The sequence below is a fragment of the Pseudomonas sp. BT-42-2 genome, from assembly GCF_025847435.2.
Classification (GTDB): domain Bacteria; phylum Pseudomonadota; class Gammaproteobacteria; order Pseudomonadales; family Pseudomonadaceae; genus Aquipseudomonas; species Aquipseudomonas urmiensis.
The window spans coordinates 312,347-338,551 of sequence record NZ_JAOYTM010000008.1 but is presented as its reverse complement, the minus strand read 5'-3'; the positions used below and the strand labels follow the sequence as shown (position 1 = coordinate 338,551).

At 63.0% G+C, this 26,205-nt stretch carries 24 protein-coding genes; 7 read left to right on the top strand and 17 right to left on the bottom strand.

The features are described 5' to 3' along the window. Window positions 1–2: 2 nt before the first annotated feature. The 5 genes from OIU19_RS09945 to pmbA form a co-directional block, all read right to left on the bottom strand. Window positions 3–614 carry a superoxide dismutase gene (locus tag OIU19_RS09945; protein WP_264234858.1) on the bottom strand — a complete coding sequence of 204 codons (612 nt, stop codon included), beginning with the start codon at window positions 612–614 and terminating at the stop codon, window positions 3–5. A gap of 1 nt (window position 615) precedes the next feature. After that, window positions 616–1,077: a DUF2753 domain-containing protein gene (locus OIU19_RS09940; protein ID WP_264234857.1), complete on the bottom strand. Its 462-nt coding sequence runs from the start codon at window positions 1,075–1,077 to the stop codon at window positions 616–618. A gap of 24 nt (window positions 1,078–1,101) precedes the next feature. Beyond that, a complete protein-coding gene (locus OIU19_RS09935) occupies window positions 1,102–2,478 on the bottom strand; it encodes a lyase family protein (protein WP_264234856.1) in 1,377 nt (458 codons plus the stop codon). Next, window positions 2,471–2,872, bottom strand: a complete 402-nt coding sequence (locus OIU19_RS09930) for a FagA protein (RefSeq protein WP_264234855.1) — start codon at window positions 2,870–2,872, stop codon at window positions 2,471–2,473. Before OIU19_RS09930 ends, OIU19_RS09935 begins: the two co-directional genes overlap by 8 nt. A 216-nt stretch (window positions 2,873–3,088) precedes the next feature. Next, the gene (gene pmbA, locus OIU19_RS09925) at window positions 3,089–4,435 is read right to left on the bottom strand and encodes a metalloprotease PmbA (protein WP_264234854.1); all 1,347 of its coding nucleotides are present in this window, start codon (window positions 4,433–4,435) and stop codon (window positions 3,089–3,091) included. Between the two features lie 108 nt (window positions 4,436–4,543). On the opposite strand from pmbA, the gene yjgA reads away from it, so the two are divergent. Continuing rightward, entirely contained in the window at window positions 4,544–5,065 is a 522-nt protein-coding gene (gene yjgA, locus OIU19_RS09920) for a ribosome biogenesis factor YjgA (RefSeq protein ID WP_186554031.1), read from the top strand. A gap of 36 nt (window positions 5,066–5,101) precedes the next feature. On the opposite strand, the gene tldD is transcribed toward yjgA, so the two are convergent. From tldD to mreB, 8 genes are all read right to left on the bottom strand, one after another. Beyond that, window positions 5,102–6,541, bottom strand: a complete 1,440-nt coding sequence (gene tldD / locus OIU19_RS09915; protein ID WP_264234853.1) for a metalloprotease TldD — start codon at window positions 6,539–6,541, stop codon at window positions 5,102–5,104. 2 nt (window positions 6,542–6,543) lie between these two features. Continuing rightward, entirely contained in the window at window positions 6,544–7,395 is an 852-nt protein-coding gene (locus OIU19_RS09910; RefSeq protein WP_264234852.1) for a carbon-nitrogen hydrolase family protein, read from the bottom strand. Window positions 7,396–7,403: 8 nt separating this feature from the next. Then, window positions 7,404–11,225, bottom strand: coding sequence for a YhdP family protein (locus tag OIU19_RS09905; protein ID WP_264234851.1), 3,822 nt, complete (start codon window positions 11,223–11,225; stop codon window positions 7,404–7,406). 73 nt (window positions 11,226–11,298) lie between these two features. Then, the gene (rng, locus tag OIU19_RS09900; RefSeq protein ID WP_186554035.1) at window positions 11,299–12,756 is read right to left on the bottom strand and encodes a ribonuclease G; all 1,458 of its coding nucleotides are present in this window, start codon (window positions 12,754–12,756) and stop codon (window positions 11,299–11,301) included. Between the two features lie 66 nt (window positions 12,757–12,822). Then, window positions 12,823–13,422 (bottom strand): nucleoside triphosphate pyrophosphatase, encoded by a 600-nt coding sequence (locus OIU19_RS09895; RefSeq protein ID WP_264234850.1) that lies wholly within the window; start codon window positions 13,420–13,422, stop codon window positions 12,823–12,825. Between the two features lie 33 nt (window positions 13,423–13,455). Beyond that, window positions 13,456–13,944: a rod shape-determining protein MreD gene (mreD, locus tag OIU19_RS09890; protein WP_186554037.1), complete on the bottom strand. Its 489-nt coding sequence runs from the start codon at window positions 13,942–13,944 to the stop codon at window positions 13,456–13,458. Further along, a complete protein-coding gene (mreC, locus tag OIU19_RS09885; protein ID WP_372353304.1) occupies window positions 13,944–14,999 on the bottom strand; it encodes a rod shape-determining protein MreC in 1,056 nt (351 codons plus the stop codon). Before mreC ends, mreD begins: the two co-directional genes overlap by 1 nt. 177 nt (window positions 15,000–15,176) lie before the next feature. Continuing rightward, complete coding sequence (gene mreB / locus OIU19_RS09880) at window positions 15,177–16,214, bottom strand: rod shape-determining protein MreB (RefSeq protein ID WP_003255163.1); 1,038 nt, start codon at window positions 16,212–16,214, stop codon at window positions 15,177–15,179. 201 nt (window positions 16,215–16,415) lie between these two features. Between mreB and gatC the strand changes: the two genes are divergently transcribed. From gatC to OIU19_RS09850, 6 genes are all read left to right on the top strand, one after another. Continuing rightward, window positions 16,416–16,703 (top strand): Asp-tRNA(Asn)/Glu-tRNA(Gln) amidotransferase subunit GatC, encoded by a 288-nt coding sequence (gene gatC / locus OIU19_RS09875; RefSeq protein ID WP_186554038.1) that lies wholly within the window; start codon window positions 16,416–16,418, stop codon window positions 16,701–16,703. A gap of 15 nt (window positions 16,704–16,718) precedes the next feature. Next, a complete protein-coding gene (gene gatA, locus OIU19_RS09870; protein WP_264234849.1) occupies window positions 16,719–18,170 on the top strand; it encodes an Asp-tRNA(Asn)/Glu-tRNA(Gln) amidotransferase subunit GatA in 1,452 nt (483 codons plus the stop codon). Window positions 18,171–18,181: 11 nt separating this feature from the next. Beyond that, a complete protein-coding gene (gene gatB / locus OIU19_RS09865; protein ID WP_264234848.1) occupies window positions 18,182–19,627 on the top strand; it encodes an Asp-tRNA(Asn)/Glu-tRNA(Gln) amidotransferase subunit GatB in 1,446 nt (481 codons plus the stop codon). A 95-nt stretch (window positions 19,628–19,722) separates the two neighbouring features. Further along, on the top strand, window positions 19,723–20,094 hold the full coding sequence (locus OIU19_RS09860; protein ID WP_186554041.1) for a septal ring lytic transglycosylase RlpA family protein: 372 nt from the start codon (window positions 19,723–19,725) through the stop codon (window positions 20,092–20,094). A gap of 61 nt (window positions 20,095–20,155) precedes the next feature. Beyond that, window positions 20,156–21,199 carry a calcium/sodium antiporter gene (locus OIU19_RS09855; RefSeq protein ID WP_264234899.1) on the top strand — a complete coding sequence of 348 codons (1,044 nt, stop codon included), beginning with the start codon at window positions 20,156–20,158 and terminating at the stop codon, window positions 21,197–21,199. A 10-nt stretch (window positions 21,200–21,209) separates the two neighbouring features. Further along, complete coding sequence (locus OIU19_RS09850) at window positions 21,210–21,584, top strand: carboxymuconolactone decarboxylase family protein (RefSeq protein WP_264234847.1); 375 nt, start codon at window positions 21,210–21,212, stop codon at window positions 21,582–21,584. 110 nt (window positions 21,585–21,694) lie between these two features. On the opposite strand, the gene OIU19_RS09845 is transcribed toward OIU19_RS09850, so the two are convergent. The 4 genes from OIU19_RS09845 to OIU19_RS09830 form a co-directional block, all read right to left on the bottom strand. Then, window positions 21,695–23,059: an amino acid permease gene (locus OIU19_RS09845; RefSeq protein WP_264234846.1), complete on the bottom strand. Its 1,365-nt coding sequence runs from the start codon at window positions 23,057–23,059 to the stop codon at window positions 21,695–21,697. A gap of 53 nt (window positions 23,060–23,112) precedes the next feature. Next, a complete protein-coding gene (locus OIU19_RS09840; RefSeq protein WP_264234845.1) occupies window positions 23,113–24,054 on the bottom strand; it encodes an AEC family transporter in 942 nt (313 codons plus the stop codon). A 176-nt stretch (window positions 24,055–24,230) separates the two neighbouring features. Beyond that, window positions 24,231–24,791, bottom strand: coding sequence for a response regulator transcription factor (locus OIU19_RS09835; protein ID WP_264234844.1), 561 nt, complete (start codon window positions 24,789–24,791; stop codon window positions 24,231–24,233). Next, a complete protein-coding gene (locus OIU19_RS09830) occupies window positions 24,788–26,047 on the bottom strand; it encodes an ATP-binding protein (protein ID WP_264234843.1) in 1,260 nt (419 codons plus the stop codon). Before OIU19_RS09830 ends, OIU19_RS09835 begins: the two co-directional genes overlap by 4 nt. Window positions 26,048–26,205: the final 158 nt, after the last annotated feature.

The window sequence follows — 26,205 nt, the reverse complement described above, 5'->3', positions numbered from 1 at the left end:
ACTCACTTCAAGGCTTCAAGGTAACGGCGTTCCACTTCAACCCAATCGACGACGTTGTAAAACGCACCGATGTATTCCGGGCGGCGGTTCTGGTACTTGAGGTAGTAAGCGTGCTCCCAGACGTCCAGGCCCAGAATCGGCGTGTTGCCGTACATCAGCGGGCTGTCCTGGTTGCCACTGCTTTCCACTACCAGCGTGTTCTCTGGGGTCACGCTCAACCAGGCCCAGCCGCTGCCGAAGCGGGTCAGGGCAGCCTTGGTGAAGGCGTCTTTGAATGCCTCGAAGCCACCCAGCTGCTCATCGATGGCCTTGGCCACCTGACCCTGTGGCAAGCCGCCGCCCTTGGGCGACATCACCGTCCAGAACAAGCTGTGGTTGGCATGACCGCCGCCCTGGTTGATCACTACGCCCTGCAGCTTTTCCGGCAGTTGCTTGACCGCACCCACCAGTTGCTCGACCGGCCATTCGGCCCACTCGGTGCCTTCGATGGCGGCATTGAGGTTGTTGATGTAGGTCTGGTGATGCTTGCTGTGGTGAATCTCCATGGTCTGGGTATCGATGTGCGGCTCCAGCGCATCGTAGGCATAAGGCAAGGCAGGCAAGGTATGCGGCATGTCAGTGGATTCCGTAGGCTAATGGGCGATGAGTGACGTCCACCTGGGCAGCCAGCTCGCTCGCCTCAGGTGCGTGGCGATTGAGCAGGCGCTCGGTGCGCGGGTACTGGCCGTACTCGGCAATGAAGTTCAGCAGCTCGGTGTAGGTACGCCCGCTGTGACGCAGCGCTGCGTCACGCAGGGCCTGGGGCAGGCGCGCCTCCTGGCTGGCCTGGAGCAGCCGCTGATGCGCGGAGCACAAGTAATCGGCGCTCTCGTGCGGCTGGTTCAGGCGCAGGTGCAAATCGGCCAGGTTGTGGTGGGCAATGACGAAAGCGGCGACCGCTTCGTCGACGTCATGCCAGCGCTCGAGCAGCACCTGGGCCAGGGCCAGGGCTTGTAGGTAATGTTCCCGGGCATCGACCAGCTCGCCTTGTTCGAACAAGCGATTGGCGTAATCCGTGGTGCGTTTCCAGTGCTGCATGACGTGCCTCCAGGGCGACTCTGATCAGATGCCGCCAGCAGTGAGTTTTTCCGGATCGAGTAGCGCTTGGAGCTGATCGCGGGACAGGTCGGTGTGCTCCAGCGCCACATCGATGATCGGCCGACCTTGCTTGTAGGCGGTCTTGGCAATCTCGGCGGCCTTCAGGTAACCGATGATCGGGTTCAGCGCGGTAACCAGGATCGGGTTGCGCGACAGCGCTTGCTTGAGCTTGGCGTCGTTGACCTTGAAGCTGGCAATGGCCTTGTCGGCCAGCAGGCGGCTGGCGTTGGCCATCAGCTCGATGCTTTCCAACAGGTTGTAGGCGATGACCGGCAGCATCACGTTCAGCTCGAAGTTGCCTGACTGGCCGGCGACGGCGATGGTGGCGTCGTTGCCGATCACTTGCGCGGCGACCATGGCGGTGGCTTCCGGAATCACCGGATTGACCTTGCCCGGCATGATCGAGGAGCCTGGCTGCAGCGCCTCCAGCTCGATCTCACCGAGGCCAGCCAGGGGGCCGGAGTTCATCCAACGCAGGTCATTGGCGATCTTCATCAGCGCCACGGCAGTGGTCTTGAGCTGGCCAGACAGGGCGACGGCAGTGTCCTGCGAGCCGATCAGGGCGAACAGGTTGTCACCTGGGGTGAATTCGACGTGGGTCAGGCCGCTGAGCTGGCGGGCGAAACCTGCCGCGAACTGCGGGTGGGCGTTGATCCCGGTGCCCACGGCGGTGCCGCCTTGCGCCAGCGCTTGCAGGCTCGGCAGGGTGGCTTCGATATGCGCCTGGGCCGCCTTGACTTGCGCGCCCCAACCACCGAGCACCTGGCTCATGCGTACCGGCATGGCGTCCATCAGGTGGGTCCGGCCGGTCTTGACGTACTGGTGTACCTCAGCGGCCTTGGCGTCGATCACCTGGACCAGGTGGCGCAAGGCTGGCAACAGCTGTTCATGCAGGGCCAGTGCCGCGCTGACGTGGATGGTGGTGGGGATGATGTCGTTGCTGCTCTGCCCGCAGTTGACGTGGTCGTTGGCATTGACCTGCTCGCCCAGCACACGGCTGGCCAAGGTGGCGATCACCTCGTTGGCGTTCATGTTCGAACTGGTGCCGGAGCCGGTCTGGTAGACGTCGACCGGGAAGTGCTGGATGAAGTCCTCGGCCAGCAGTTGCTCGACGGCCTTGACGATGGCCTGGCCTTGCGCCGGGGAGATCTGCTCCAGCTCGACGTTGGCCTTGGCCGCCGCGGCCTTGGCCAGCAGCAGAGCGCGGATGAACTGAGTCGGCATGCGCTGGCCGCTGATCGGGAAGTTGTCGACCGCGCGCTGGGTTTGGGCGCCGTACAGGGCCTGAACCGGCACCTGCAGCTCACCCATGCTGTCACGCTCGATACGGGTATCACTCATCATCAAATCCTTGCATCAGTTCATCGGGAGAAATCGAAGGTAGCAACACACAATTGGCCAATTGCAGGGCGTAAGGTTGCCACCTGAGGTTTTGCTCGCGGCGGTCGAGGTTGCGCAGGTCGAGCAATGGTCGCCAGGCCTGGTCCAGGCACTGGCAGCGCCAATGCCATGGCAGCATGCGATCGCAGGCGGTATCGAGCAGCAAGCGAAATGAGGTCAGGGCGACCGTCCATGGCGAGGTATCGGTGCAGCACACCAGATAGCGACCTTCGGCCAAGTAGTGCTCGATCAGACGCGGCTCGTCGGGTTCGAGGGCGCAGCGAATACGCCGGCTGAGCCAGCGCCAGTTTTCCAGGTAGGGCAACTCGTGGAGGACGGTTTTCATGAACATCATCGCCGGGTTTTTGGATAATGATATTCATTATTAAGTGATAAATAGAATCACTTCAAGTGCAGAGCGATAAACAAAAAACCCGGCGCGATGGCCGGGTTTGGTCTGACAGTCAGGGAAAGTGCGCGATTGAGCTTACCCTGCGATAGTGAACGCTCTGCTGACGCGCTCGTTTGAGCGGACGCTATCGCGGGGCAAGCCCGCTCCCACGAGCTAGATTCAGCTGCCTGCTACTGTCATGCGCTCGATCAGTACCGAGCCGCTGTGGATATTGCTGCGTGTTTCGATATCGCTGCCAATCGCTACGATTTGCTGGAACATGTCTTTCATATTGCCGGCGATAGTCACCTCCTGCACCGGGAACTGGATCTTGCCATGCTCGACCCAGAAGCCCGCCGCACCGCGAGAGTAGTCACCGGTGACCATGTTCAGGCCATGGCCCATCAGCTCAGTCACCAACAAGCCACGGCCCATGCGCCGGATCAACGCCGTCTGGTCTTCCTCGCCATGGGTAACGAACAGGTTGTGCACCCCTCCCGAGTTGGCGGTGCTGGGCAAGCCCAGCTTGCGCCCTGAGTACGTGCCCAGCAGGTAGGACACCAGCTCGCCGTTTTCGACGAACGGTTTGGCATAGGTCGCCAGACCGTCCCCATCGAAGGCAGCACTGCCCAACGCGCGCGGCAGGTGCGGGCGCTCGTCGAGGGTCAGCCAGGAAGGGAACAAGCGCTGACCAATTGCGCCTTCCAGGAACGACGACTTGCGATAAAGATTGCCGCCGGAAATCGCCCCCAGGAAACTGCCGAACAAGCCACCGGCAAGCTCTGCCGAGAACAGCACCGGCACTTCACACGTCGGCACCGGCCGCGCGCCCAGACGACTGGCCGCACGCTGCGCGGCACGCAGGCCGATGCTGCGGGGGTCGGCCAACAGCTCGCCCTGGCGGTTGACGTCGTACCAGTAATCGCGCTGCATCTGCCCGTCGCTTTCGGCGATCATCACGCAACTGAGGCTGTGCCGCGTGGAGGCATAGCCACCGATGAAGCCATGGCTGTTGCCATAGACCCGGCAACCCTGGTGGGTATTGAGGGTAGTGCCATCGGCGTTCTTGATCCGCGCATCGGCCTCGAACGCAGCCGCTTCACACTCCAGGGCCTTTTCAATGGCTTGCTCAGGATCGATGTCCCAGTCGTGGTACAGATCAAGCTCGGGGATCTCCCGCGCCATCAGCGCGGCATCGGCCAAACCTGCGCACTCGTCCTCGGACGTGTGCTTGGCAATCGCCAGGGCCGCTGCAACCGTTTCGCGAATCGCCTCCGGGCCACTCGCCGAGGTGCTGGCCGAGCCCTTGCGCTGGCCAACATAGAGGGTGATGCCAAAGCCTTGGTCACGGTTGAACTCGACCGTTTCCACTTCGCGCTGGCGCACCGTGGTGGACAACCCCTGCTCCAGCGACACCGCGACCTCGCAAGCGCTGGCGCCTTGGCGACGCGCCTCGGCAACGATCGCTTCGACTTGCTCCTGCAATGCCGGCAGGTCCTTGGGGCCTATGCTCTGGACTGCACTCATGGTCTTCTCCACTCAAATTCTGCTTACGGCGAGGGTCATTCTACGACCGGGCCGGACAAGCGGCCCCCGACTGGTTATCATGGCGGCGTTTTCCAGCGGACTGCCACCATGGTTGATTCATACGACGACGCCTTCGACGGCGAAAAAAGCAAAACCCAGATCAAGCGCGAGCTGCATGCGCTGGTCGAACTGGGCGAGCGCCTGACCACGCTCAAGCCCGATACCCTGGCTCTACTGCCCCTGACCGATGGCCTGCGCAAAGCGCTGGCCGAATCGAGCAAGCACACCGCGCACGGCGCCCGCAAACGTCACATGTCGTTTGTCGGCAAGCTGATGCGCGACCAGGACCTTGACGCGATCCTCGCCCTGCTCGATCAGATCGACAGTTCGACCCGCCAGTACAACGAGCGTTTCCATGGCCTGGAGCGCTGGCGTGATCGCCTGGTCGACGGCACTGACGAAGACCTGGAGCGTTTCATCAACGAGTACCCCGAGGCCGACCGTCAGCACCTGCGTTCGCTGATCCGTCATGCCCAGCACGAAAAGGCCCGGAACAAACCGCCGGCCGCTGCGCGCAAGGTGTTCAAATACATCCGCGAGCTCGACGAAACCCAGCGCGGCCTGCGCTGAACAACGTCATTTGGGGCTGCAGCGCAGCCCCAGAAATCACCCGCCGGTTCCGCCTACGGTAATCGCATCCAGTTTCAGCGTCGGCTGCCCAACCCCTACCGGCACTGACTGACCATCCTTGCCACAGGTCCCGACACCACTGTCCAGGGCCAGGTCATTGCCGACCATCGACACCCGGCTCATCGCCTCCGGACCATTGCCAATCAACGTCGCACCTTTGACGGGCGCGGTAATCTTGCCGTCTTCGATCAAGTACGCCTCGCTGGTGGAGAAGACGAACTTGCCGCTGGTGATATCGACCTGACCGCCGCCCAGGTTGGCGCAGTAGATGCCCTTCTTGACCGAAGCGATGATCTCCGCCGGATCACTCTCGCCCGCACGCATGTAGGTATTGGTCATGCGCGGCATCGGCAGGTGGGCGTAGGACTCACGCCGACCATTACCGGTGACGGCCATGCCCATCAGGCGTGCGTTGAGCTTGTCCTGCATATAGCCTTTGAGAATGCCGTTCTCGATCAACGTGGTGCACTCGGTCGGCGTGCCTTCGTCGTCGACGCTGAGCGAGCCACGGCGATCTTGCAGGGTGCCGTCATCGACGATGGTGCACAGGCTGGAGGCGACCTGCTGGCCAATCTTGCCGCTGTAGGCCGAGCTGCCCTTACGGTTGAAGTCGCCTTCCAGGCCATGCCCTACGGCTTCGTGCAGCAATACCCCGGACCAGCCCGGCCCCAGCACCACAGGCAAGGTGCCTGCTGGCGCAGGCTGCGCTTCAAGGTTGACCAACGCCTGGCGAAGGGCCTCGCGGGCATACCCCATGACTCGCTCGTCAGTGAAGAAGCGGTAGTCGGTACGCCCGCCACCGCCCTGCCCGCCGCGCTCGCGACGGCCATTGTGCTCGACGATCACGCTGACATTGAAACGCACCAATGGGCGCACGTCGGCGGCCAGGCTGCCGTCAGCGGCAGCGACCAGGATGCGCTCCCAGACCCCAGCCATGCTCACGCTGACCTGCTGGATACGTGGATCGAGCGCACGCGTGGCGACATCGACGCGCTTGAGCAGCTCGACTTTCTCCGCCCGGCTAAGTACATCCAGTGGGTTGTTCGGCGCATACAGCGCAGCCACGTCCTGGCTGCGGAAGGCCTGCACCGTGCCGTTCTGGCCGGCGCGGGAGATCGAGCGGGCGGCACGGGCAGCCGAGGTCAGCGCTTCAAGGTTGATCGCGTTGCTGTAGGCGAAGCCGGTCTTCTCACCGGACAGGGCACGCACGCCCACGCCTTGGTCAAGGTTGAAGCTGCCTTCCTTGACGATACCGTCTTCAAGGGCCCAGGTTTCCGAGATCTGCCCTTGGAAGTACAGGTCGGCGGCATCGATGCCTGGCCCGGCCAGCTCGCCCAGCACTGATTGCAGGCTGTCGAGGGTCAGACCGCCCGGCGCCAGCAGATGATCGCTGACAGTGGTTAACATCTCGCTCATAGTCACTCCGAGGTGTGCGCAGGCCGCAAGGCGTCCTGCGAGAAAAAGCGCCGGTGCTTGATCACCGGCATCCGCGCCCGTATGGACGCTTGTTCATCGCTGTCACGTTCTGCCAGCAGGACGGCTTCGCCGCTCGCCTGCTGCGCGACGATTCGCCCCCAGGGGTCGACGATCGCCGCGTGACCGTGGGTTTCCCGGGGGCCGGGATGCGTGCCACCTTGCGCCGCAGCGAGCAGGTAGCACTGGGTTTCGATCGCCCGCGCGCGAATCAGCACCTCCCAGTGCGCCGTACCGGTCACGGCGGTAAAAGCCGCCGGCGCGGTAATCAGCTCCGCCCCGGCTGCGCGCAAGGCGCTGTACAGCTCGGGAAACCGCAGGTCGTAGCACACCGACAGGCCAACGCGTCCCACCGGCGTATCGGCAACCACCACCTGGCTGCCGTGGGCATAGTCATCGGACTCGCGATAGCGGCCGCGATTGTCCGCCACATCGACATCGAACAGGTGCAGCTTGTCATAGCGAGCGGCCACCTCACCCTGTTCGTCGATCAGCAGCGAGCAGGCATGCGACTTGGCATCAGGCTGGCCGACCGGCGGCAACGGCAAAGTACCGGCGACAATCCATAACTTGAGGTCGCGGGCGGTGCGTTTCAACCAGGGCAGGATAGGCCCTTGCCCCAATGCCTCGGCGCGACCGATGGCTGCGGCGTCACGTCGGCCCATGGCGGCGAAGTTCTCCGGCAACACGGCCAGCCGTGCCCCGCCCTCAGCGGCTTGTTCGAGCAGGGCCTGGGCACGCTGCAGGTTGGCCAGAACGTCATCCTGGCTGACCATCTGAATCACCGCTGACTTCATCCCAGCTCCTAGCGCGACTTTTCGAAAGGTTTCACAAAGGTGATTTTAGGCTCTTTCCACGGCCCCTCGACGCGATAATGCACGCTGGCAAACCGCGCTACCCGGTCACCGATCAACCGATCGACCAGGAATAATGCACCACCAATGGCCGGTGCCCCGACAATCAGCGCCGCCAGTGGCAAGTTATTGGTCACCGGCAGGGTCACTCGCAAGTTAGCGTCGACCCGATCGCGGACCATGTCCAGGGTGCCATCGAGCTCGAAGTTGCTCGACGGCCCGGTAACGGTGATCGGCTCACGGGTCACGTAGACCCCCTCGCTGCCCACCAGCAGGCCTTTGACCCGATCATAGGCCAAGCCCTTGTCGAACAGGTCGGAAAAGTCCAGGCGCAGGCGCCGGCCGATCGAGTTGAAGTTCAACAAGCCAAATACCCGCAAGGCCTGGGCACTGCCCTCGACTTCGACGAACTGGCCGGTGCGCAGCGCGGCATCGAGGCTGCCGGAGTAGTTTTTCAGCCCCACTGCAGCCGGCGAGCCGGGCCAGCGCCCGTCGACATCTAGGCGAAAATCTCGGCTGGTCACCGTTGGCGCGAAGCCGAAGGCCTTGAGCACATCCGCCAGGTTCTTGCCGTCCAACCGGCCCTTGTACCAACTACCGGTAGCACCTGGATCGCCTTCCCAGCCGCCGCTGCCATCGATGTGCAGGCCTTTGATCTCGATATCGATATCATCGAAAGAAACCCCGCGCGTGGTCGGGCGCAGTTTCAACGCCCAGTTGCCGAACAGATCGTCGCCGCGGTACAGCTTGTCGATGGTCAGGTCCAGCGCGGGCACCTTACGCGGGTTGAACGTGGCCAGCGGATCGGGGCCATCCTCGCTCTGGCTTTCGGCAGGATCGGCAGGCGGTAGACGCAACGTCTGCAACTTGACCACCATCGGTTGCGCCTTGGCGTCGGGGATGCGTGCGTTGCCCATCACTTCGCGGCTGTCCAGGCGCAGGTCCCAGGCATTGGCAGCGCGGGCCAGGCGCACTACGGCCTGGTTCAAGTCCATACCGAAGGCCTTGAGCTTGCCGATGCTCAGGTCAACCCCTTGCAAGTTCTGCCGGGCACTGCCGCCAGGGTCTTGCCCGGCAAAGCGTTGCGCCTGCTGCTGCCAGGGCTCCAGGTCCAACGTGTCCAGCCGGCCGCGCACGCGCAGGCCCTGACCAGAAGGCACTTGCGCCTCGCCCGTGCCCAATAGCAGCTCACCGCGCCCCTGATCCAGCTTGTCGCCCGGCGCGGCATACGCAAAGCGGGCAAGATCGCTGTAAGCAGCATCGAATCGTCGTTCGGCGCCCTGCAGGGTCATGCTGAAGCGGCTATCACGCGTCTGCTGGGCAGTCTTGCCAAACGGCGCCGGCAAATCGATGGCCAGCCCCTTCAGTGACGAATTGACGCTCAGGCGATTGTCCCGGCTGCCCAGGCTCAACTGCAGCTGATAAGGCAGCTCACCACTGGCTGGCAAGGTCTGTTTGAACTGCAGCCAGTCGGTCAGGGCCTTGAGCGCCACCTGGCCGGAGGCATTGATCCGGGTCTGCATCTGGCCAGGCTGACCTTCGGCGCTGATTTGCGCGCTGACCGGCTTGCCGAAGGCCTGCAAGGTGATGTCCTTGCCGCTCAGGCCTTTGTCGAAGTCGAAGCTGAAATCGCCTTTGAGCTTGTTCAGTTCCAGGGTTGGCGGTGCGACTTTCAAGCGTGCATCAGCGGTGGTGAAATCCACCCGCACTTTCGGCCGTTCGCCGCGTGCCAAGGGAATATCCAGTTTGACCTTGCCCTTGAGCGGCCCTTCGCCTTCCCAGCCCGCAAAGATCTCGCCAGTGCCGATCGGCGCTTGCTGGAGGATCTTCAGGCCGTCGCCGAGGCCGCCATCGAAGTCGCCCTCCAGATACAGATGACTGTGCTGGCCTTCGTCGACATGAGGAATGTCGACGCTGACATCGCTGACTTGGGTATCGAGCAACTGACCGCGCTGGGCCTTGATGCGCACGCCGCTGTCCTCGATCAGCACATCACCGGCAACGTGCTGCACCTGCGGCCAGCCAGGCTGGAAATCCAGCGCTGCATCGCGCACCTTGAAGAACAGGCTGATGCTACGCGCCTCAGGCGTCGCGCCGTGGTTCAGCGAACCTTGATACTGGAAATAACCCTCATCGACCGTGCCTTTGACGATGGCGCTGCGCAGCCATTCATCGAGCGCCGGGCTGAGCACTTCAGGCAGGTACTTGGCGGTGTAGCGCCCATCGCCTTCAGTCAAGCCGACGCGCAGGTCCATGTAGTCTTCGCGCCCTTCTTCGAACAGCAGGCGGATGAGGAAGTCGCCAGCGATCTTGCCCTCCTCGCCGAGCACCTTCAGATACGGCGCGATCAAGGTGAAGCCTTCTTTGTCCAGGCGCCAGTTCAGCTGGGCGTTGGCCTTCTGGTAATGCCAGGGTTTGGCGAAGATCGGGTACAGGTGCAGCATGAAGGCATCGGTGTCCAGGCGCAGTTCGCCTTGGCCCAGGTCGCCGGCGATGCTGCCACTGACATTCCCGGCCGCTGGAGCACCATGATAGGCATCGAAACCGACTCGCTCCAGGTTGGCGGCAAACTGCAAACGCTGATCACCTTCGGCCTTGGGCCGGATATCCAAATGCACATTGCGCAAGGCACCTGTCACGTTCAGGCCATCGACTACCGCCATGACTTTTTCCGGTAGCGGTGCCAGGGCATTGATCAGCGGCGTCAGTGGGGTCAGGTTGAGGCGGTCGGCCTGGACGGACCAGGTTTCATCGGCAGGCGTCTGGCCCAACTGCTGGCGTGCTTGCAGGTGAGTTTCCCAGCGGGTCTTGCCGATGCTCGCCGCCAGCGAGTCGAGGACGACTGCATAACCCTCTTTATCGCGCTGGACCCACGCCGAAAGCGCCAGGTCTTCCAGGCTTACCGCTTTGCGCTGGCCATAGGCGCCGCGTAACTGCGGGGCATTGAGGCGAACCGCCGCCTGCTGCAATTGGCCCTTGCGCCAGTCGATCCACAGTTCGCCGCCGGCCTTGAGGGCGTTGGCCTGCCACTGGCCGAGCAAGCGTGGCGGCAACCAGCGCGCCCAATCGCTCTGCGGCAAGCTCAGGTAACCTTGCAACGAGCCCTCACGCCAAGCACTGGCGCTGGCGCGACTGCGCAGATTGACTGCCAGCGGCTGGCCGTCCGGCAAGGTGGCACGCAGGTCGACGGCCTGGCGCGAAGCGCCGGCCTGCAGACCAAGGCTTACATAGGTGAGGGTCAGCGGGTGGCGCTGCCAGGGGTGCAGGGTCACCTGGCTGTCGAACACATCGATACGGCCCAGCTGCTGCAAGCGTTGCAGCGCTTGCGCAGGATCGAGCGGGCTATCGTCTTTTTTCGGCAGGCCTTCGAGCACCCAGGCGCCTTGCTCGTCCTCGCGCAGAATCAGCTGCAGGCCGCCCAGTTGAATCCGTGCCAGGCGAACTTCACGCGCCTTGAGGCTGGCCCACAGATCAGGTACCACCCGCACATCGTCCAGACGCAGGGCATCAGCGCCCTCGCCCACTTGCAGATCACGCACGCGCAACACCGGTGCCAGGCCGCTCCAGCGCCCTTCCAGGGCACCTACGTGCACAGCCAAGCCCAAGGCCTGCTCGGCCTTGCTCTCTACATCAGCGCGGTATTCGGCTACTAGCGGTACCAGTTGCCGACCGAGGCTGACATACAGCGCCACCAGCACCGCCAACAGGGCGCACAGGCCCAGCCCCCAGCGGGTCAAGGCGCTCAGAACGCGGGTCAGACGTCCCATGGCCATGGCCCTCCAAGTCGTGCCTTAACTATGGCCCCAAGCGTGGTTTTCGCCAGCGGGCGAAGGGTTTCAGAACGCGTCAGAGGAGCACCACATCGTATTGTTCCTGGGAGTACATGGACTCGACCTGGAAGCGAATGGTTCGACCGATGAAGGCTTCAAGCTCGGCGACATTGCCCGATTCTTCATCGAGCAGGCGGTCGACCACCTTCTGATTGGCCAGCACTCGATAGCCCTCGGCCTGGTAAGCGCGCGCCTCTCGGAGGATCTCGCGGAAGATCTCGTAGCAGATGGTTTCAGGGGTTTTCAGCTTGCCGCGCCCCTGGCAGCCGGCGCATGGCTCGCACAGGACCTGCTCAAGGCTTTCACGAGTGCGCTTGCGGGTCATCTGCACCAGGCCCAACTCGGTGATGCCGATGATGTTGGTCTTGGCGTGATCACGTTCGAGCTGCTTTTCCAGGGTGCGCAGGACCTGGCGCTGATGCTCTTCGTCTTCCATGTCGATGAAGTCGATGATGATGATCCCGCCGATATTGCGCAGCCGCAGTTGCCGGGCAATGGCGGTGGCCGCCTCCAGGTTGGTCTTGAAGATGGTTTCCTCAAGGTTGCGATGACCGACGAAGGCGCCGGTATTGACGTCTATGGTAGTCATCGCCTCGGCCGGATCGACCACCAGGTAACCACCGGATTTGAGCGGTACCTTGCGCTCCAGGGCACGCTGGATTTCGTCCTCGACGCCGTACAGGTCGAAGATCGGTCGCTCACCAGGATAATGCTCCAGACGGTCGGCGATCTCAGGCATCAGCTCGCCGACGAACTGGGTGGTCTTCTGGAAGGTTTCCCGCGAGTCGATGCGAATTTTCTCGATCTTGTGATTGACCAGGTCGCGCAGGGTCCGCAGGGCCAGGCCGAGATCTTCGTAGATGACAGTCGGCGCGCCGCAGGTCTGGATCTGGCTGCCGATCTGCTCCCACAGGCGGCGCAGGTAGCGGATGTCCTGGAGAATGTCTTCCTGGCGCGCGCCTTCGGCGGCGGTACGCAGGATGAAGCCACCGGCGTCCTTGATGTTCTCCTGCTCGACGCAGTTGCTGACCACCTGCTTGAGGCGCTCGCGCTCGGCTTCGTCTTCGATCTTCAGGGAAATACCGACATGGCTGCTACGTGGCATGTACACCAGGTAGCGCGAGGGAATCGACAGCTGGGTGGTCAGGCGAGCGCCCTTGGTGCCGATGGGGTCCTTGGTCACCTGCACCACCAAGGCCTGCCCTTCATGCACCAGCGCCGTGATGGTTTCCACCGCCGAGCCTTCGCGCTGGGAGATCTCCGAGGCATGGATGAACGCTGCGCGCTCCAGGCCTATGTCGACGAAGGCGGCCTGCATGCCTGGCAACACCCGCACCACCTTGCCCTTGTAGATGTTGCCGACGATGCCGCGGCGCTGGGTGCGCTCGACATGCACCTCTTGCAGGACACCGTTTTCCACCACTGCCACGCGCGATTCCATCGGGGTGATGTTGATCAGGATCTCTTCACTCATGGCAGGCTCTCGTCAAAGGTCTTGGATAATGATGGATCGCTGACCGATCCCTGGCTAGCGAAGCGTTCAATCCTCTGGCTGAGCCGCCGGCAGTTGCCAGCAGGCAATGGCGAATTGACCGAGCAGATCGGCGGTTTCGCTCAGGGGCAAGCCGACCACTGCCGAGTAGCTGCCGACCAGGCCGGTGACGAACACCGCGCCCAGCCCCTGGATGGCATAGCCACCGGCTTTGTCCAGCGGTTCGCCGCTGGCCCAGTAGCGGGCCGCTTCGTCGCTACTGATCGGGCGAAAGTGCACAGTGCTGCTGACACACAGGCTCAAGCATCGCTGACCATCGTTCAGCGCTACCGCAGTGAGCACTTGATGCTCACGACCTGCAAGGTCGGCGAGCATGGCCAGGGCATGTTCACGGCTCTCAGGCTTGCCCAGGATGCGCCCATCGAGTACCACCGCTGTATCTGCACCGAGCACTACCGCCGGGCCTGACACCTGGCCAAGACCTGCGGCGGCCTTGGCCCGCGCCAAGCGCTCGACATAGGCCGGAGCAGTTTCACCAGGCAACGGGGTTTCATCGATGGGGGCACTGATCGTGGTGAACGGCACGCCGATCTGGGTCAGCAGTTCACGACGGCGCGGCGAGCCGGAGGCTAGGTACAGCGGGGTCATGGGACAGCTCCCTGTCAGTCGCGGCGTTGCCGGTCAGTGGATGTGCAAGCGGCGGCGAATATCGCGCAGGGCAAAGCTGATCCACGGCCAGAGCAAGGCACTGATGACCGCCGACCAAACCAGCGCCAGGGTCGGCAGGCGATTGCCAGTCAGTGCGCTCAACCACAGCTGGATCAGCTGGGCGATGCCGAAGATCACCAGGATCACCAGGCTCTGTTGCCACATAGGGAACATGCGCAGGCGCTGTTGCAACGACAGCACCAGGAAGGTGATCAGGGTCAGGATCAATGCGTTCTGCCCCAACAGGGTGCCATACAGCACGTCCTCGGCCAGGCCGAGGATGAATGCCGTGGTCATGCCGACCTTGTTCGGCACTGCCAGCGCCCAGAACGACACCAGCATGGCCAGCCACATCGGACGGAAGACTTCCATGAACTGCGGCATCGGCGAAACGCTGAGCAGCAGGCCAATGACGAAGGTCAGCCAGATGAACCAACCGTTCTTACTGCGCGAACTGGCCATCAATGCCTCCCAGGTTGGCTCGGCGCCACAGGCGCCGCTGCCGGATTGACGGGGGCTGCGCCCTGGGTAGCAGGTGCGGCCGGAGTTGCCGGCGCGACACCTGTCGGCGCAGCGGGGGCCGGGGCGGCGGCGGGCGCAGTAGATGGGCTACCGCTCAGCGGAGCCGGTGTCACACCTTTACGGTCGGCTTCCTCCTGGGCGATCGCCGCCTCGGTGGCGCGCTCTTCCGGTGTGCGCCGGTCACTGAACACCAGCAGCATGTAGCGGCTGCGGTTCAGCGCGGCGGTAGGGATGGCGCGGACAATGGCAAACGGCTGGCCAGAGTCGTGGATCACTTCGTTGACCGTCGCCACCGGGTAGCCTGCCGGGAAGCGCTGGCCCATGCCCGAGCTCACCAGCAGGTCGCCTTCCTTGATGTCGGCGGTATCGGCGACATGCCGCAGCTCCAGACGCTCCGGGTTACCGGTGCCACTGGCGATGGCGCGCAGACCGTTGCGGTTGACCTGCACCGGAATGCTATGGGTCGTGTCGGTCAGCAGCAGGACCCGCGAGGTATACGGCATCAACTCGACCACCTGGCCCATCAGGCCACGGGCATCGAGCACCGGCTGGCCGAGGAACACGCCGTCGCGCTCGCCCTTGTTGATCAGGATGCGGTGGGTGAAGGGATTAGGGTCGACCCCGATCAACTCGGCGACCTCGACCTTCTCGTTGACCAGTGCCGAGGAGTTGAGCAGCTCACGCAGGCGCACGTTCTGCTCGGTCAGCGCGGCCAGCTTCTGCAGCCGCCCTTGCAGCAGCAGGGCCTCGGTCTTGAGCTTCTCGTTCTCGGCGGCCAACTCGGTACGGCTGCCAAACTGACTGGCGACGCCTTGCCACACGCGCTGCGGCAGGTCGGTCAGCCAATAGGATTCCATCAGCACCAGCCCCATCTGGCTGCGTACCGGTTTGAGCAAGGCAAAGCGCGAGTCGACCACCATCAGCGCGACCGACAGGACCACCAGCACCAGCAGACGAACGCCCAGCGAAGGGCCCTTGGAGAAAAGCGGTTTAATGGGCCGTTCCTCGTGGACGACGATTCAGGAGGTCATTGGACATGGAACAATGCACCGGCCTGCTGCAGGTTGACGTAAACAGCGCCCAACGGACGCCAGCCCAGCGCATACAGGTAGCACTGCACGTGCCACCTGTAAACCGGGCGATCATTACCGAACGTTGGACAACACCGTGGATCACTCGCTGGAGAGCAGGTCCATGGCGTGTTTGTCCATCATTTCCAACGCGCGGCCGCCGCCACGGGCGACGCAGGTCAGTGGGTCTTCGGCGACGATCACCGGCAGGCCGGTTTCCTGCGCCAGCAGCTTGTCCAGGTCGCGCAGCAGGGCGCCACCACCGGTCAGCACCAGGCCGCGCTCGGCGATGTCCGAGGCCAGCTCAGGCGGCGACTGCTCCAGGGCGCTCTTGACCGCCTGAACGATGGTCGCCAGCGACTCTTGCAGGGCTTCGAGCACTTCGTTGGAGTTGAGGGTGAAGGCACGTGGCACGCCCTCGGCCAGGTTACGGCCGCGCACGTCGACTTCACGCACTTCGCCACCTGGGTAGGCGGTGCCGATTTCCTGCTTGATGCGCTCGGCAGTGGATTCGCCGATCAGGCTGCCGTAGTTACGGCGCACGTAGGTCACGATCGCTTCGTCGAAGCGGTCGCCGCCAACACGAACGGACTCGGCATAGACCACGCCATTGAGCGAGATCAGGGCGATTTCAGTGGTACCACCACCGATATCGACGACCATCGAACCACGCGCCTCTTCGACCGGCAGGCCCGCACCGATAGCGGCAGCCATGGGTTCTTCGATCAGGAACACTTCACGTGCCCCGGCGCCAAGGGCCGACTCACGGATGGCGCGACGCTCGACCTGGGTCGATTTGCACGGCACGCAGATCAGCACACGTGGGCTGGGCTGCAGGAAGCTGTTTTCGTGGACCTTGTTGATGAAGTACTGCAACATTTTTTCACAAACGCTGAAGTCGGCGATCACGCCGTCCTTCATCGGACGAATGGCAGCAATGTTGCCAGGCGTACGGCCCAGCATGCGTTTGGCTTCGGTACCGACGGCGACGACGCTTTTCTGGTTGCCGTGGGTACGGATGGCAACAACCGAGGGCTCATTCAGGACGATACCGCGCTCACGCACGTAAATAAGGGTGTTGGCAGTACCCAGGTCGATGGAAAGATCGCTGGAAAACATGCCACGCAGTTTCTTGAACATGGGAAAGTGACCCTGGGGAAAGCGTGGGTAAAAAAGTGCGGCAAACTCTAACAATGGCAGGGATTTTGGGCAAGGAGCCAATATGTTAAATTGGCAGTTTTTCCGAGCAAGCCTGCAGATGATCGCGGCCCTTTGACCGCCAAAATGCTGGCATGTTCCTGATCGCGGACCTAATCCGTTTTGTTTCCCTGGAGATCCCCAATGGCGCTTCAACGCTCCGACGTGGAAAAGATCGCCCATCTGGCCCGATTGGGCCTGAATGAAGGCGAACTGCCACGCATCACCGATGCCTTGAACAGTATTCTCGGGCTGGTCGACCAGATGCAAGCCGTCGACACCAGCGGTATCGAGCCTCTGGCCCACCCCCTGGAGGCCAGCCAACGCCTGCGCCCCGACCAGGTCACTGAAAGCAATCAGCGCGATAGCTATCAGGCCATCGCCCCATCGACCGAAAACGGTCTGTACCTGGTTCCGAAAGTCATCGAGTAAGGGATAGCACCTGCCATGCATCAATTGACCCTGGCCGAGATCGCCCGCGGACTCGCCGACAAGTCGTTTTCCTCCGAAGAGCTGACCGGCGCCCTGCTGGCGCGGATCAAGCAACTCGACCCGCAACTGAACAGCTTCATCAGCGTCACCGAAGACCTGGCCCTGGGCCAGGCGCGTGCCGCCGACGCCCGCCGCGCTGCGGGTGAAGCCGGTGCGCTGTTGGGCGCACCAATCGCCCACAAGGACCTGTTCTGCACCAACGGCGTACGCACCAGCTGCGGCTCGAAGATGCTCGACAACTTCAAGGCGCCGTACGACGCCACCGTGGTCGCCAAGCTGGCCGAAGCCGGCATGGTCACCCTGGGCAAGACCAACATGGACGAGTTCGCCATGGGTTCGGCCAACGAATCCAGCCACTATGGCCCAGTGAAGAACCCGTGGAACCTCGAGCACGTGCCTGGCGGCTCGTCGGGTGGCTCCGCCGCTGCCGTGGCTGCACGCCTGCTGCCGGTGACTACCGGCACCGACACCGGTGGCTCGATCCGCCAGCCGGCAGCGCTGACCAACCTCACCGGCCTCAAGCCGACCTACGGCCGCGTCTCGCGCTGGGGCATGATCGCCTACGCCTCGAGCCTCGACCAGGGCGGCCCGCTGGCGCGCACCGCCGAAGACTGCGCACTGCTGCTGCAAGGCATGGCCGGCTTCGACGCCAAGGACTCGACCAGCATCGATGAGCCGGTGCCGGACTACAGCGCCAACCTCAATGCACCGCTCGAGGGCCTGCGCATCGGCCTGCCGAAAGAATATTTCGGTGCCGGCCTCGACCCACGCATCGCCGACCTGGTCCTGGCCAGCGTCAAGGAGCTGGAGAGGCTCGGCGCAGTGGTCAAGGAAATCAGCCTGCCGAACATGCAGCACGCGATCCCCGCGTACTACGTGATCGCCCCGGCGGAAGCTTCCTCCAACCTGTCGCGTTTCGATGGCGTACGCTTCGGCTACCGCTGTGAAGACCCGAAGGACCTCACCGACCTGTACAAGCGCTCGCGTGGCGAAGGCTTCGGCACCGAGGTGCAACGGCGGATCATGGTGGGTACCTACGCGCTGTCGGCCGGTTACTATGACGCCTACTACCTGAAGGCGCAGAAGATCCGCCGCCTGATCAAGAACGACTTCATGACGGCTTTCGAGCAGGTCGACCTGATCCTTGGCCCAACCACGCCGAACCCGGCCTGGAAGCTTGGCGCCAAGAGCAGCGACCCGGTCGCCGCCTACCTGGAAGACGTCTACACCATCACTGCCAACCTGGCGGGCCTGCCGGGCCTGTCGATGCCAGCCGGCTTCGTCGAAGGCCTGCCAGTGGGCGTGCAGCTGCTGGCGCCGTATTTCCAGGAAGGCCGCCTGCTCAACGTCGCGCACCGCTACCAGCAAGTCACCGACTGGCACACCCGCGCCCCCAACGGCTTCTGAGGAATTCACACATGCAATGGGAAGTTGTGATCGGGCTGGAGATTCATACCCAGCTCGCCACCCAGTCGAAGATTTTCTCCGGCAGCGCCACCACCTTCGGTTCCGAGCCGAACACCCAGGCCAGCCTGGTCGACCTGGGCATGCCTGGCGTACTGCCGGTGCTCAACCAGGAAGCCGTGCGCATGGCCTGCATGTTCGGCCTGGCCATCGATGCCGAAATCGGCCAGCGCAACGTCTTCGCGCGCAAGAACTACTTCTACCCTGACCTGCCCAAGGGCTATCAGATCAGCCAGATGGAGCTGCCGATCGTCGGCAAGGGCCACCTGGACATCGCTCTGGAAGACGGCACCCTCAAGCGCGTCGGCATCACCCGTGCGCACCTTGAAGAAGATGCTGGCAAAAGCCTGCACGAAGACTTCAATGGCGCCACCGGGATCGACCTGAACCGCGCCGGCACGCCGCTGCTGGAGATCGTCTCCGAACCGGACATGCGCAGCGCCAAGGAAGCCGTAGCCTACGTCAAGGCGATCCATGCGCTGGTGCGCTACCTGGGCATCTGCGACGGCAACATGGCCGAAGGCTCGCTGCGTTGCGACTGCAACGTCTCGATCCGGCCGAAAGGTCAGGCCGAGTTCGGCACCCGCTGCGAGATCAAGAACGTCAACTCGTTCCGCTTCATCGAGCGCGCGATCAACAGCGAGATCCAGCGCCAGATCGACCTGATCGAAGACGGCGGCAAGGTTGTCCAGGAAACCCGCCTGTACGACCCGAACAAAGACGAAACCCGCTCCATGCGCAGCAAGGAAGAAGCTAACGACTACCGTTACTTCCCCGATCCTGACCTGCTGCCGGTGGTCATCGAGAACAGCTTCCTCGAAACCGTCCGCGCCGGCCTGCCGGAGTTGCCGCCACAAAAGGTCGAGCGCTTCCAGAGCCAGTATGGCCTGTCGGCCTACGACGCCAACGTGCTGGCCTCCAGCCGTGAACAAGCGGACTACTTCGAGCAAGTGGTGAAGATTGGTGGCGACGCCAAGCTTGCCGCCAACTGGGTCATGGTCGAGCTGGGCAGCCTGCTGAACAAGCTGGGCGTGGAGATCGACCAGGCGCCGGTCAGCGCCGAACAGCTCGGTGGCATGTTGCTGCGCATTCGTGACAACACCATCAGCGGCAAGATCGCCAAGACCGTGTTCGAGGCCATGGCGGCCGGTGAAGGCGATGCTGACAGCATCATCGAGAGCAAAGGCCTCAAGCAGGTCACCGACACCGGCGCGATCGACAAGATGCTCGACGAAGTGCTGGCGGCCAACGCCGAGCAGGTCGAACAGTACCGCGCCGCAGACGAGGCCAAGCGCGGCAAGATGTTCGGCTTCTTTGTCGGTCAGGCGATGAAAGCGTCCAAAGGCAAGGCCAACCCGGGGCAAGTGAACCAATTGCTCAAGGCCAAGCTCGAAGGGTAAGCCCAATCACGGGGCAAGCCCGCTCCCAGGTGAGCTCTACGCTCATGCGGGAGCGGGCTTGCCCCGCGATGACTCACTCAGGAGCACCACCCAGAATGCGGCGTAGCCTCAGCGCCCTGGCGCTTTTCTCCCTGCTGGCCGGCTGTGCCAGCCACGATATCGACCCTCGCGGATACGACACCAGCGGCACCGCCTCCTATTACGGCTCACGCCACCACGGCAAACGTACCGCCAGCGGCGAACCGTTCAACCAACATGGCCTGACCGCCGCCCACCGCAGCCTACCCTTCGGCAGCCGGGTACTGGTCACCAACCTGGCCAACCAGCGCAGCGTCGTGGTACGCATCAACGACCGCGGCCCACACACCCGCGGCCGATTGATCGACCTCTCCCGCGCCGCCGCAGAAAAAATCGGCATGATCCGTAGCGGAACTGCGCGAGTCCGGGTACAAGGTCTGAGCGACTGATCCGACTGGAGCCCTGACCATTTTCGACCTGGCCACCCTTCCCACTTTCAGCCTTCTGCAACTGGGCTTCGGCTTGCTATTGCTGGTGCTCGGCGCCGAACTGCTGGTGCGCGCCGCCCTGCGCCTGGCAACTCGTTTGCACGTGCGGCCACTGATCATCGGCCTGAGCCTGGTGGCGTTCGGCAGCACCGCACCGCAACTGACCGTGAGCCTGCAGGCGGCCTACCAGGGCGCGCCGGATGTGGCGGTCGGCAGCGTGATCGGCAGCAACATCTTCAACGTGCTGGTGATCCTTGGCCTCGCCGCGCTGATCATCCCTCTGCGCGTCTCGCGCCAGTTGGTGCGGCTGGATATCCCGCTGATGGTTGCCGCCAGCGCCTTGGTCTACCTGCTAGCAGCCAACGGCCAATTGGGGCGACTGGAGGGGCTGCTGTTGGTGATTGGCCTGGTCGGCTATCTGGCGATGCTCTGGCATCAATCCCGCCATTATGCCCGCACCTATCCCGCACCCGGTCCACTGCCAAGCAGTTCTGGGCGCTTCTGGACCGGCGCCGTGCTGCAGATTCTGCTCGGCCTGGGGCTGTTGAGTGTGGCTGGCCACCTGCTGCTGGAGGCTGCCGTCGAAGTCGCGACCGACCTGGGGCTGTCGGAGCGGATCATTGGCCTGACCGTGGTCGCCGTCTGCACCTCACTGCCGGAGCTGGCTGCCGCACTGATCGCCGCCCTGCGCGGCGAGCGCGAGATCGCCGTAGGTACGGTGATCGGCAGCAACCTGTTCAACCTGTTGGCGGTGCTGGGCCTCACAGCCCTGGTCACCCCCGCCCCGCTGTCGATATCGCCCAACGCGCTGGATTTCGACTTGCCGGTGATGCTCGGCGTCGCCGCCCTGAGCCTGCCAGTGTTCTATTCAGGCTACCGCGTCACCCGCGCCGAAGGGCTGGTGTTCCTCTGCCTGTACCTGGCCTACGGCCTGCACGTGGTGACCTTCACCACCGGCATGCCGCTGGCCGGGCGGCTGGAAAACCTCATGCTGTTCTATGTCCTGCCAGTGCTTGGGGTGATTCTGCTGTACACCACCCTACGTGCCTGGCGCCGCCAACACTAAGGAAAACAACATGGCCGATGCAGCAAAGACTGGCGAGCAGGTCCGCCGCCAAGTAATGGGCGACGCGTTCGTCGACCGCGCACTGAACAACGCCACCGATTTCACCCAGCCGTTGCAGGATTTCGTCAATGAACATGCCTGGGGCAGTGTCTGGTCGCGTGACGGCTTGCCGTTGAAGACCCGCAGCCTGATCACCCTGGCGGCCCTGACTGCACTGAAGTGCCCGCAAGAGCTCAAGGGGCATGTGCGTGGGGCGCTGAACAATGGCTGTACGGTGGAAGAGATTCGCGAGGCGTTGCTGCATTGCGCCGTGTATGCGGGGGTGCCTGCGGCGATTGATGCCTTCCGTGCTGCGCAGGAAGTGATCGACAGCTACGAAGGTTAAGGTGTCAGGGCCGGCCCTATCGCGGGGCAAGCCCGCTCCCACGGTACTTCTATGGGTTCACATAGGTTGCGTGGGAGCGGGCTTGCCCCGCGATAGGGCCGACGCGCTCTTCAGCCCTTGGCGGCTTGACGTTTTTTCTTCAGGTGGAACGCTGCACCCAGCACCGCAATCCACACCGGAATCAGCATCACCGAAATACGAATCGGCGGAGTCAGGTACATCACCACCAGAATCAGCACGATGAACGCCAGGCACAGGTAGTTGGTCACCGGATGCCCCCAGCTACGGTAGAACGGCGTCTCACCCGACTCGATCTTGGCCTTGCGGAACTTCAAGTGGGTAATGCTGATACTGGCCCAGTTGATCACCAGCGCCGACACCGCCAGCGCCATCAGCAGGCCGAAGGCCTCGCCTGGCATCAGGTAGTTGATCAGCACGCATAAGCCGGTGGCCGCAGCCGACACGCCCAGTGCCGTCAACGGCACACCGCGGCGGCTGACCTTGAGCAGCTGGCGTGGCGCATCGCCCTGGCTGGCCAGACCGAACAGCATACGGCTGTTGGCATACACGCAGCTGTTGTACACCGACAGCGCGGCAGTCAGTACCACCACGTTAAGGATCGTCGCCACCAGGTCGCTGTCCAGTTCATGGAAGATCATCACGAACGGACTACCGCCCTGCACCACTTTTTGCCAGGGGTACAGCGACAGCAGAATCGCCAACGCGCCGATGTAGAAAATCAGGATGCGATAGACCACCTGGTTGGTAGCCTTGGGGATGCTCACCCGTGGGTTGTCCGCTTCGGCTGCGGTAATACCGACCAGCTCCAGGCCGCCGAAGGAGAACATGATCACCGCCAGGGCCATGATCAAACCGGTGACGCCATTGGGGAAGAAACCGCCGTACTGCCACAGGTTGGCCACGCTGGCATCCGGGCCGCCATGGCCACTGGTCAGCAGCCAGGCGCCAAAGCCAATCATGCTGACAATGGCAATCACCTTGACCAGCGCGAACCAGAACTCCAGCTCGCCGTAGACCTTCACCTGGGTCAGGTTGATCAGGTTGATTGCGACGAAGAAGATCGCGGCCGTGGCCCAGGTGGGGAAATCTGGCCACCAATACTGCACGTAGATGCCCACGGCAGTCAGCTCGGCCATGCCCACCAGCACATACACCACCCAGTAGTTCCAGCCTGAGACAAAGCCGGCGAACTCGCTCCAGTACTTGTGGGCAAAATGGCTGAAGCTGCCGGCAACCGGCTCTTCGACCACCATCTCGCCGAGTTGGCGCATGATGAAGAAGGCCATCAGGCCAGCGATGGCATAGCCCAGCAAAACGGACGGACCGGCCAGCTGGATGGTCTGGGCGATGCCCAGGAACAGCCCGGTACCGATCGCCCCGCCCAGCGCGATCAGCTGGATATGGCGGTTTTTCAGCCCGCGCTGTAACCGCTCAGGCGTGTTCTGGTCTTGCATGAAGTGTCCTTTGGTCAGGAGGCAGTGTTATTGGAGTTGTTTGCAGTCAGGATCTAGATCCATCCGCCCCACTGCAAGATAAAGATGCCGATATTGGTGGTGATCGCTGCCATTAGCGTGGTGATCACGATGATCGACGCCGCCAACTCATGGTTGCCATTGGCCGCGCGCGCCATGACATAACTGGCCGCAGCCGTGGGGCTGCCGATGTACAGGAACAGGATGCCCAGCTCGGCACCGCGGAAGCCACACAGCCAGGCGCCCAAGGTGCCCACCAGCGGTAGCCAGACCATCTTCACCAGGCTGGCGTCGATGGCCAGCTTGCCACTGTCGCGCAGCGCCGCCAGCGACAAGGTGCCGCCAATGCAGATCAGCGCCAGCGGCAGGGTCATCTGCGCCAGATAGTCGCCGGAGGTCAGCAGCCAGTTGGGCAGTGGCACCTGGGCGTAGGCCATCGGAGTGGCCAGCAACACGCTGATGATCAGCGGGTTGCTGAAGATATTCTTGCAGATGCTCCATGGATCGGACTTGAGGTCCGGGCTGTACACCGCCAGCACCACCGCCGACAGCGAGTTGTACATGAGGATCACAAGGCCCGCGAGCACCGCGCCCAGCGAGATGCCGTAGTCGCCATAGAGGCTGGCGGCCAAGGCCAGCCCGATCACGCCGTTGTTGCCGCGAAATGCGCCTTGGGTATAGATACCGCGCTCAGCCAGCGGCGCCCGCCAGATAGCCAGGCCCCAGGCCATGGCGAAGCCGACCAGGGTAACGGCGATGAAATAGAGGATGACGCCGGGTTTGATCGCTGCTTGCAGGTCGGCGTGGTAGATACCGAGAAACAGCAAGGCAGGCATGCAGACGTTGAACACCAGCGAAGAGGCGACTTTGTTGAAGTTGTCGTCGATCAGGCGAATACGCTTGAGGAGTACGCCCATGAACAGCATGGCGAACACCGGTGCGGTGATGTTCAGCGTCTGGATGAGAAGGGCGAGCATTCGCGAGCGGTCCTAGGGTTGTCGTTAGGGCGCTAATGATACGCGAGCTGCGCAAGGTGCGGGCATTTGCCTGCAATAAAAGGAAATACCCTTCAGACTCAGCTGGTTTTTGTGGCGCCTGGATCGGCTTGCAGGCGGGACAAGGCCCTCTGCCAACCGATCCAAGCGCTCCACACTCAGCGGCGAACGGGGCGCTTTTGCAGCTTGCGCTGCAGCGTACGCCGGTGCATGCCCAGCGCTCGTGCGGTGGCAGAGATATTGCCCTCGTGCTCACCTAGCACGCGCTGGATGTGCTCCCACTGCAGGCGATCCACCGACATCGGGTTCTCCGGCACCAGCGAATCCAGGTCGGCATGCTCAGACAGCAACGCCGCCAGCACATCATCGGCATCGGCCGGCTTGCACAGGTAGTTGCAGGCGCCGCGCTTGATCGCCTCGACTGCCGTGGCGATGCTCGAGTAACCGGTGAGGATCACCACGCGCATTTCCGGATCCATCTCCAGCAGCTTGGGCAGCAGCACCAGCCCTGAGTCGCCGTCCATCTTCAGGTCCAGGGCGGCGTAGTCCGGCAGGTCGTTCTGGGCCAGGAGCAAGCCCTCCTCAGCGGAGGATGCGGTGCTCACGCGGAACCCGCGGCGGCTCATGGCACGGGACATGACCCGAGTGAAGGTGGCGTCATCGTCTACCAGCAACAAATGCGGCAGCTCTTCGCCTTCAACCTGAATTTCATCGCTCATCGTTCATCTCCTCGCTTGCCATAGGGCAGGCGCAGCTCGGTAAGGGTGCCGCCCTGCTCATGACTATAGAGTTTCACCGAGCCGCCCGCACGGGTAACGCTGGCCTTGCTCAGGAACAGGCCAAGGCCGAAGCCCTTGCCCTTGGTGGTAAAGAAGGGTTTGCCGATTGCCTCGGCAATGGCCGGGGGAATCCCCGGGCCATGGTCGCGGATGCTGATAATGATGTCCTGGTCGTCCCAGTCCAGACGCACTTCCAGGTCATCCGGGCAGGCATCGGCAGCATTGTTCAACAGGTTCAACAGGGCCTGGGTGAGGTCCGGCGGCGGCGTCAGCTGCGGGACCTGGCCATCTTGCAAGCGCTGGAAGCGGTAGCTGGCTTCCGGACGCATCAGGTGCCAGCGGTTGAGTGCTTCGTCCAGCCAGGCAGTGACATCTTGCTTGACGATGGCCATGCGCCGATTGGCCTCGGCGGCGCGCACCAGTTGTTGCAGGGTCTGCTTGCACAGCTTGACCTGGTCCTGCAGCACGGCGAGGTCTTCCTGCAACTGGGCGTCGTGGTGATCCTGGCGCATCTCGTTGAGCAGCACGCTCATGGTCGACAGCGGCGTACCCAACTCGTGGGCAGCACCGGCCGCCTGGGTGGCGACCGCCAGCAGTTGCTCGTCTCGCAGGCTTTCTTCGCGGCGCTCACTGCGCAGTTGCTCCTGGCGGCGCAGCTCCTCGGCCATGCGCGCGGCAAAGAAGGTGATCACCGCGGCGGCCAGGGCGATGCTCAGCCACATGCCATAGACCTGCATCTTGTCGCGCGCCAGCGGCAAGGTTTCCAGCGGGTAGAACTGCACCAGCAACAGGCTGTAGGCCGCCAGGGCGAGGCCGGAAAGCACCAGCGAGTAGATCCACGGCAAGGTCACCGCAGCGATCGCCAGCGGCACCAGGTAATAGGACACGAACGGGTTGGTCGAGCCACCGGAGTAGTACAACAAGACACTGTGGATAAATAAGTCGCAGGCCAGCTGGAAGGCGTACTCAAGCTCGGTGACCGGCAACGACAGGCGCAAGCGCAAGGCGGTGAAGGCACACAGCAGCGAAGACAGGGCGAGCGTTACCACCAGCGACAGCCAGGGCAGCGGTAGCAGTTCGGTCCAGTAGGCAACGCCTACCGAGCCTGCTTGAGCGGCCAGGACCAGTACGCGAATGACGGTCAGGCGCCAGAGGTTCTGACGGGTAGCGGACAGCGGTTGTGCGGCAGCGAGCATGAGCTCTCCTGATGAGTGCTCCAGGAAAATCGGCTGGAGTATACCGAAGCCGGGCCCCTCGCTGCAGTGATGCGGCAAAGCGCCACACTTTGTCACAGGTTGATGATGGCATTTGTGAACCCACTACACTGTTGCCGGTCTGATGGGCCATGCGTGGA

Bases quoted from the DNA above. Each gene is read 5' to 3' on its own strand.
- OIU19_RS09945 (WP_264234858.1), bottom strand. From the start codon at position 614: ATGCCGCATACCTTGCCTGCCTTGCCTTATGCCTACGATGCGCTGGAG.
- OIU19_RS09940 (WP_264234857.1), bottom strand. From the start codon at position 1,077: ATGCAGCACTGGAAACGCACCACGGATTACGCCAATCGCTTGTTCGAA.
- OIU19_RS09935 (WP_264234856.1), bottom strand. From the start codon at position 2,478: ATGAGTGATACCCGTATCGAGCGTGACAGCATGGGTGAGCTGCAGGTG.
- OIU19_RS09930 (WP_264234855.1), bottom strand. From the start codon at position 2,872: ATGATGTTCATGAAAACCGTCCTCCACGAGTTGCCCTACCTGGAAAAC.
- pmbA (WP_264234854.1), bottom strand. From the start codon at position 4,435: ATGAGTGCAGTCCAGAGCATAGGCCCCAAGGACCTGCCGGCATTGCAG.
- yjgA (WP_186554031.1), top strand. From the start codon at position 4,544: ATGGTTGATTCATACGACGACGCCTTCGACGGCGAAAAAAGCAAAACC.
- tldD (WP_264234853.1), bottom strand. From the start codon at position 6,541: ATGAGCGAGATGTTAACCACTGTCAGCGATCATCTGCTGGCGCCGGGC.
- OIU19_RS09910 (WP_264234852.1), bottom strand. From the start codon at position 7,395: ATGAAGTCAGCGGTGATTCAGATGGTCAGCCAGGATGACGTTCTGGCC.
- OIU19_RS09905 (WP_264234851.1), bottom strand. From the start codon at position 11,225: ATGGCCATGGGACGTCTGACCCGCGTTCTGAGCGCCTTGACCCGCTGG.
- rng (WP_186554035.1), bottom strand. From the start codon at position 12,756: ATGAGTGAAGAGATCCTGATCAACATCACCCCGATGGAATCGCGCGTG.
- OIU19_RS09895 (WP_264234850.1), bottom strand. From the start codon at position 13,422: ATGACCCCGCTGTACCTAGCCTCCGGCTCGCCGCGCCGTCGTGAACTG.
- mreD (WP_186554037.1), bottom strand. From the start codon at position 13,944: ATGGCCAGTTCGCGCAGTAAGAACGGTTGGTTCATCTGGCTGACCTTC.
- mreB (WP_003255163.1), bottom strand. From the start codon at position 16,214: ATGTTCAAGAAACTGCGTGGCATGTTTTCCAGCGATCTTTCCATCGAC.
- gatC (WP_186554038.1), top strand. From the start codon at position 16,416: ATGGCGCTTCAACGCTCCGACGTGGAAAAGATCGCCCATCTGGCCCGA.
- gatA (WP_264234849.1), top strand. From the start codon at position 16,719: ATGCATCAATTGACCCTGGCCGAGATCGCCCGCGGACTCGCCGACAAG.
- gatB (WP_264234848.1), top strand. From the start codon at position 18,182: ATGCAATGGGAAGTTGTGATCGGGCTGGAGATTCATACCCAGCTCGCC.
- OIU19_RS09860 (WP_186554041.1), top strand. From the start codon at position 19,723: ATGCGGCGTAGCCTCAGCGCCCTGGCGCTTTTCTCCCTGCTGGCCGGC.
- OIU19_RS09850 (WP_264234847.1), top strand. From the start codon at position 21,210: ATGGCCGATGCAGCAAAGACTGGCGAGCAGGTCCGCCGCCAAGTAATG.
- OIU19_RS09845 (WP_264234846.1), bottom strand. From the start codon at position 23,059: ATGCAAGACCAGAACACGCCTGAGCGGTTACAGCGCGGGCTGAAAAAC.
- OIU19_RS09840 (WP_264234845.1), bottom strand. From the start codon at position 24,054: ATGCTCGCCCTTCTCATCCAGACGCTGAACATCACCGCACCGGTGTTC.
- OIU19_RS09835 (WP_264234844.1), bottom strand. From the start codon at position 24,791: ATGAGCGATGAAATTCAGGTTGAAGGCGAAGAGCTGCCGCATTTGTTG.
- OIU19_RS09830 (WP_264234843.1), bottom strand. From the start codon at position 26,047: ATGCTCGCTGCCGCACAACCGCTGTCCGCTACCCGTCAGAACCTCTGG.